Origin of the sequence: Streptomyces sp. NPDC091279, assembly GCF_044757465.1 — a bacterium.
In the GTDB taxonomy this organism is placed as follows: domain Bacteria; phylum Actinomycetota; class Actinomycetes; order Streptomycetales; family Streptomycetaceae; genus Streptomyces.
In genome coordinates, this window is the sequence record NZ_JBIVVA010000022.1 from 71,104 (window position 1) to 77,388 (window position 6,285).

The 6,285-nt window shown below is 70.2% G+C and carries 5 protein-coding genes; all 5 read left to right on the forward strand.

From position 1 onward, the window contains the following. The first annotated feature begins 145 nt into the window (after window positions 1–145). From ACIQOU_RS35945 to ACIQOU_RS35965, 5 genes are read left to right on the forward strand one after another with little or no spacing between them, the layout of a single operon-like run. Entirely contained in the window at window positions 146–1,858 is a 1,713-nt protein-coding gene (locus tag ACIQOU_RS35945) for an ABC transporter substrate-binding protein (protein WP_401544509.1), read from the forward strand. Between the two features lie 4 nt (window positions 1,859–1,862). Next, window positions 1,863–3,095: an ABC transporter permease subunit gene (locus tag ACIQOU_RS35950; RefSeq protein WP_401544511.1), complete on the forward strand. Its 1,233-nt coding sequence runs from the start codon at window positions 1,863–1,865 to the stop codon at window positions 3,093–3,095. Then, entirely contained in the window at window positions 3,092–4,090 is a 999-nt protein-coding gene (locus ACIQOU_RS35955; protein WP_401544513.1) for an ABC transporter permease, read from the forward strand. Before ACIQOU_RS35950 ends, ACIQOU_RS35955 begins: the two co-directional genes overlap by 4 nt. Window positions 4,091–4,101: 11 nt before the next feature. Then, window positions 4,102–4,233 carry a hypothetical protein gene (locus ACIQOU_RS35960; RefSeq protein WP_401544516.1) on the forward strand — a complete coding sequence of 44 codons (132 nt, stop codon included), beginning with the start codon at window positions 4,102–4,104 and terminating at the stop codon, window positions 4,231–4,233. 1 nt (window position 4,234) lies between these two features. Further along, window positions 4,235–5,839: a dipeptide ABC transporter ATP-binding protein gene (locus ACIQOU_RS35965; RefSeq protein WP_401544519.1), complete on the forward strand. Its 1,605-nt coding sequence runs from the start codon at window positions 4,235–4,237 to the stop codon at window positions 5,837–5,839. Window positions 5,840–6,285 lie beyond the last annotated feature (446 nt).

The following is a 6,285-nucleotide window of genomic DNA, read 5'->3' on the forward strand; positions in this document are numbered from 1 at the left end:
CACGCCCCATGACTCCCTCGTGATGTCGTGACCCTCGACGACCTGACGCCAGGGCAGACGTCTGTCCCGGTTCGTCTCATTCCTCGTCCAGTTGTCTCACCATTCGGTCCGCCCGGTCCGAACCCCACGAGAGGTCGTCCATCCGATGCGTCAACCGTCCCCCAGAGCGCGCCGCGTGGCCGTGGCAACCGTCACCCTGGTCGTGGCAGCCGGCGCCGCCGCCTGCGGGCCCGAGGACAACGATGCCAAGGCCTCCGGCAGCGGTTCGACGCCGCACAAGGGCGGCACCCTCTCGGTCCTGAACGCCAACCCGCAGACGGACTTCGACCCGGCGCGCCTCTACACCTCCGGCGGCGGAAACGTCCCGTCCATGGTCTTCAGGACGCTCACCACCCGCAACCGTGCCAACGGCGCCGCCGGTGCCAAGGTCGTCCCGGACCTCGCCACCGACACCGGACGCCCGAGCAAGGACGCGACCGTGTGGACGTACACCCTGAAGAAGGGGCTCAAGTACGAGGACGGCACGCCGATCACGACCGCCGACATCAAGTACGGCATCGAGCGCTCCTTCGCGCCCGAGCTGTCCGGCGGAGCCCCCTACCTGCGGGACTGGCTGGTCGGCGCCGCCGACTACCAGGGTCCCTACAAGGACAAGAAGGGGCTCTCGGCGATCGAGACGCCCAATGACCGGACCATCGTCTTCCACCTGAACAAGTCCGAGGGCGAGTTCCCGTACCTGGCGACGCAGACGCAGTTCACGCCGGTGCCGAAGGCCAAGGACACCGGCACCAAGTACGAGGAGCACCCGATCTCGTCCGGCCCCTACAAGGTCGTCAAGAACGAGAACGACGGCGAGCACATGGTGCTGGCGCGGAACACCTACTGGTCCGAGGACGACCAGCGCAAGGCCTACCCGGACAAGATCGACGTGCAGTCGGGCCTCGACTCCTCCGTCATCAACCAGCGGCTGTCCGCCTCCCAGGGCACCGACGCCGCCGCCGTCACCACCGACACCAACCTCGGCCCCGCCGAACTCGCCAAGGTCTCCGGCGACAAGGAACTGGCCGCGCGGGTCGGCACCGGCCACTTCGGCTACACGAACTACATAGCGTTCAACCCGACGGTCAAGCCGTTCAACGACATCAAGGTGCGCGAGGCGATCTCGTACGCCATCGACCGCTCGTCCGTGATCAACGCGGCCGGCGGCTCGGCGCTCGCGGAGTCCGCGACCACCTTCCTGCCCAACCAGAAGTCCTTCGGCTACACGCCCTACGACCTCTTCCCGGCAGGCAGCTCCGGCAACGCCGCCAAGGCCAAGCAGCTGCTGAAGGAGGCCGGTTACGCGAAGGGGCTCACCATCACGCTGACCCACTCCAACAGCAAGGACTTCGAGACCAGCCCGGAGATCGCGACCGCAGTCCAGGACGCCCTCAAGAAGGCCGGCATCACGGTCAAGCTCCAGGGCCTGGAGGACAACGACTACCGGGACAAGATCCACAACGTCAAGACCGAGCCCGGCTTCTTCCTCGCCCACTGGGGTGCCGACTGGCCGTCCGGCGGTCCGTACCTCGCCCCGATCTTCGACGGCCGCCAGATCGTCAAGGACGGCGCGAACTTCAACTCGGGCCTGCTCAATGACAAGTCGGTCAATGCCGAGATTGACTCGATCAACAAGTTGACGGACCTTGACGCTGCCGCCAAGAGGTGGGGCGCACTGGACAAGAAGATCGCCGGCCAGGCCCTGACCGTCCCGCTGTTCCACCCGGTCTACAAGCGGCTGTACGGCAAGGACGTCAAGAACATCGTGATCAGCGACTGGACCGGCGTCCTCGACATCTCCCAGGTCGCGGTGAAGTAGCGACGTGAGCGAGGCACTTGTCACCTCCGAGGCCGTCGGCGCGGGCACACAGCCCCTGCCGACGGCCTCGGGGGCCCGTCAGTTCTGGCGGCGGCTGCGGACGCAGCGCGCCGCCCTCGTCGCGGCGGCCGTCGTCGCCCTGCTGCTCCTGGTGGCGCTCGCCGCGCCGCTGCTCACCGCCCTCGAAGGGCAGGACCCGACCACCTATCACCCCTCGCTCATCGACTCCGCGCGCGGGGGCGTGCCGGTCGGCTCCCTCGGCGGCATCTCCGGCGACCACTGGCTGGGCGTCGAACCGCAGACCGGGCGCGACCTGTTCGCACGGCTCGTCTACGGGGCACGGGTCTCCCTCGGGGTCGCGTTCGCGGCGACCGTCATCCAGGTCTCGCTCGGCGTGGCCATCGGAGTGGCGTCCGCACTGGGCAACCGATGGGTTGATCAACTGTTGAGCCGGGCCACCGACATCATCGTGGCGATGCCGCTGATGATCATGTCGTTGGCGCTCCTCGCGATCGTCCCGTCCAACTTCCCGCGGCCCGTCCTGGTCACCCTGGTCATCGGGCTGATCGCCTGGGGCAACACCGCCAAGATCGTGCGCGCCCAGACGCTCACCCTGAAGGGCCTCGACTACGTGTCCGCCGCCCGGCTCAGCGGCTGGGGCACCCTGCGCATCGCCCGCCGCGAACTGCTGCCGGGACTCGCGGCGCCCGTCATCACCTACGCGGCGCTCCTGGTCCCCACCAACATCACCGTCGAGGCCGCCCTGTCCTTCCTCGGCGTCGGCGTGAAGCCGCCCACCCCGTCCTGGGGACAGATGCTCACCGCCGCCGACGTCTGGTACCAGGCGGCCCCGCAGTACCTGCTGCTGCCGGCCGGCGCCCTGTTCGTCACCGTGCTCGCCCTCACCGTCCTCGGCGACGGCGTCCGCACCGCCCTCGACCCCCGCGCGGCCTCCCGCCTGCGCGTGGGAACGGGCCGCAAGAAGACCAAGAAGGCGGCTGCGACGGGGACGGGCGACGTGAACGGGGCGGCGGCCCTGGCGGAACCTGACGGTCTGGACGGCACGGACGTTCCGGTGGGACCGGACGGTCTGGACGGGACGGACGTTCCGGTGGGACCGGACGGTCGGGATGAGACAGATGTCTCAGTGAATGGGACAGCCGTCGAGGTCGGCGGGGACACTGCCGACGGCGGCGGTCAGGAGAAGGACACGTCCACGGGAGGTACCGCCTCATGAGCGGCTTCGGCGGCTTCCTGCTGCGCCGCGTCATCGGCGCCGTGATCACCCTGCTCGCCATCTCGGTGATCGTCTACGTCGTCTTCTACGTCACCCCCGGCAACGTCGCCCAGATCACCTGCGGCCCCCGCTGCTCCCCGGCCCAGGTGCACCAGGTCGCCGAGCAACTCCGCCTCGACGACCCGCTGTACGTGCGCTACTGGGACTTCCTCAAGGGCCTGTTCGTCGGCCTTGACTACTCCACCGGCACCTCCGTCGAGCACTGCTCGGCCCCCTGCCTCGGCCTCTCCTACCAGACCGACCAGCAGGTCACCGCGCTGATCCTGACGAAGCTGCCGGTCAGCCTCTCCCTGGTGCTCGGCTCGATGGTGATCTGGCTGCTGCTCGGCGTCGGCACCGGCGTGCTCTCCGCGTGGCGCCGGGGACGTTTCTCGGAACGGGCCCTGACCGCCGTCACGCTGGCCGGCACGGCCACGCCGGTCTTCGTCATCGGCCTGGTCCTGATGATCGTCGTCTGCGGCGAACTGCAACTCCTGCCGTTCCCGCAGTACGTGAACTTCACCGACGACCCCGAACAGTGGGCGTGGAACCTGCTGCTGCCCTGGCTGTCGCTGGCCCTCATCGAGGCCGCCACGTTCGCCCGGCTGACCCGTGCCTCGATGCTGGAGACGCTCGCCGAGGACCACATCCGCACGTTCCGCGCGTACGGCGTCGCCGAGCGGTCGGTCATCGGACGGCACGCCCTGCGCGGGGCGTTCGCACCGGTCATCGCCCTCAACGCGAACAACGTCGGCTCGGCGATCGGCGGCGCGGTGCTCACCGAGACGCTGTTCGGACTGCCCGGCATCGGCCAGGAACTGGTCCACGCGGTCAACGTGGTCGACCTTCCGGTCGTCGTCGGCATGGTCCTGGTCGTCGGCTTCTTCGTGGTCCTCGCCAACGCCGTCGCGGACGTGCTGTACGCGGTGGCGGACCGACGGGTGGTCTTGACGTGATCAACGGTGGCATGGACGTGATCGCTGGTGACGTTGACGTGGTCGGTGGTGGCATGGACGTGAGTGCCGGTGATGTTGACGTGGTCGGTGGTGGCATGGACGTGAGCGACAGTGGCATTGACATCATTGATGGGTGGTACTGACATGAGTTCTGCCAACAGTCTCGTCAACGTCACTGACCTGACCGTCGAGTTCGGCGACCTGAAGGCCGTCGACGGACTCTCCTTCCGCCTGGAACGGGGCGCCGCGCTCGCCCTGGTCGGCGAGTCGGGTTCCGGCAAGTCCACGGTCGCCGCCGCCCTGCTGGGGCTGCACCGCGACACCGGCGCGCGCGTGGGCGGCTCGATCGAGGTCGCCGGCATCGACGTCCAGGAGGCCGGAGAGGGCGAACTGCGGCGGCTGCGCGGCGGAAAGGCCGCCATGGTCTTCCAGGACCCGCTGTCCTCCCTCGACCCGTACTACGCGATCGGCGACCAGATAGCCGAGGTCTACCGCACGCACACCCGCGTGTCCCGACGCGCCGCACGCGCACGTGCCGTCGCGGTCCTCGACCGGGTCGGCATTACGGACGCGGCACGCCGGGCCCGTTCACGCCCGCACGAGTTCAGCGGCGGCATGCGCCAGCGCGCGCTCATCGCCATGGCACTCGCCTGCGAGCCGGACCTGCTGATCGCGGACGAGCCGACCACCGCGCTCGACGTGACCGTCCAGGCCCAGATCCTCGACCTGCTGCACGCCCTGCGCCAGGAGACCGGCACCGGGCTGCTGCTCGTCACCCACGACGTGGGCGTGGCCGCCGAGAGCGTCGACGAGGTCCTCGTCATGCGGCACGGGCGCGCGGTCGAGCACGGCCCGGTCGCCGCCGTTCTGGGAGCGCCCGAACAGGCCTACACGCGCGCGTTGCTGGCCGCCGTCCCCCGCGTGGACGCGGCCCGCGCGTCCTCCCAGGCGGTCGGTGAAGTCGTCCTGGAGGCCACCGGGCTGCGCCGAGAGTTCGGGCGCGGCAAGGGCACGTTCGCCGCCGTGGACGATGTGTCGCTCACCGTGCGCCGGGGCGAGACCCTCGGCATCGTCGGCGAGAGCGGCAGCGGCAAGACGACGCTCGGCCGGATGCTGGTCGGACTCCTCGAACCGACGGCGGGACAGGTCCGCCACGAAGGGCACGCGCGCGTAGGCGTGCGGCCGGACGTGCAGATGGTGTTCCAGGACCCCGTCTCCTCCCTCAACCCCCGCCGCAGCGTGGGCGAGTCCATCGCCGACCCGCTGCGCGCGCGGGGCGAGCGCGACGAACAGCGCATCCGGGGGCGCGTGCGTGAACTGCTGGAGCGCGTGGGGCTCGAAGGGGCGCACTACGACCGCTATCCGCACGAGTTCAGCGGAGGCCAGCGCCAGCGCGTGGGCATCGCGCGGGCGCTCGCGGCCGACCCGCGCGTCATCGTCTGCGACGAGCCCGTCTCCGCGCTCGACGTGACCACCCAGGCCCAGGTGGTGGCCCTGCTCGGCGAACTCCAACGCGAACTCGGGCTCGCGCTCGTCTTCGTCGCCCACGACCTCGCCGTCGTCCGTCAGGTCAGCGACCGGGTCGCCGTCATGCGCCAGGGCCGGATCGTCGAGTCCGGGCCCGCCGACGAGGTGTACGACGCCCCGAGCGACCCGTACACGCGCCAACTCCTGGCCGCCGTACCGGCGCTCGACCCGCAGGTCGCGGCCGACCGCCGGGCAGCCCGCCAGGAACTGGCCACGGTCTGACACGAACGGGACCGTGCGCTGCGGCGAACCGGGCCGTGCTCTGTGACGGCAGGGACCGTGCTCCGTGGCGAACGGGACCGTGCGCTGCGGCGAATGGGCCACTCCCCGGGGCGAATGGGCCGTCGGCCGAGGTGGATCGGCCGTGGTCGGAGGCTGTCCGGGGAGGGGCGGTCGAGGTCGGTCGAGTGCCGGTCGTGGCCGGTCCGGAGGCTGACCGAAGCCTGCCCCTGGCTTGACGAAACGTAACTGCTTGATCCCTTAGCGCGAGCGAACGCGCCCCGCACGGGAAAGTTACGAGCGTTCACCCCTTTTGGTGGGGGGGGGGGGCGCCCCCCCCCGCCCCCCCCCCCCCCCACCACACGAGGTTTAAACCCCCCGCCGCCCGCGCCCACCCCCGGCCCCCCACCAGGGCGATGGGGGGGGGCGCGGGCGGTAGTGAAGAGCAC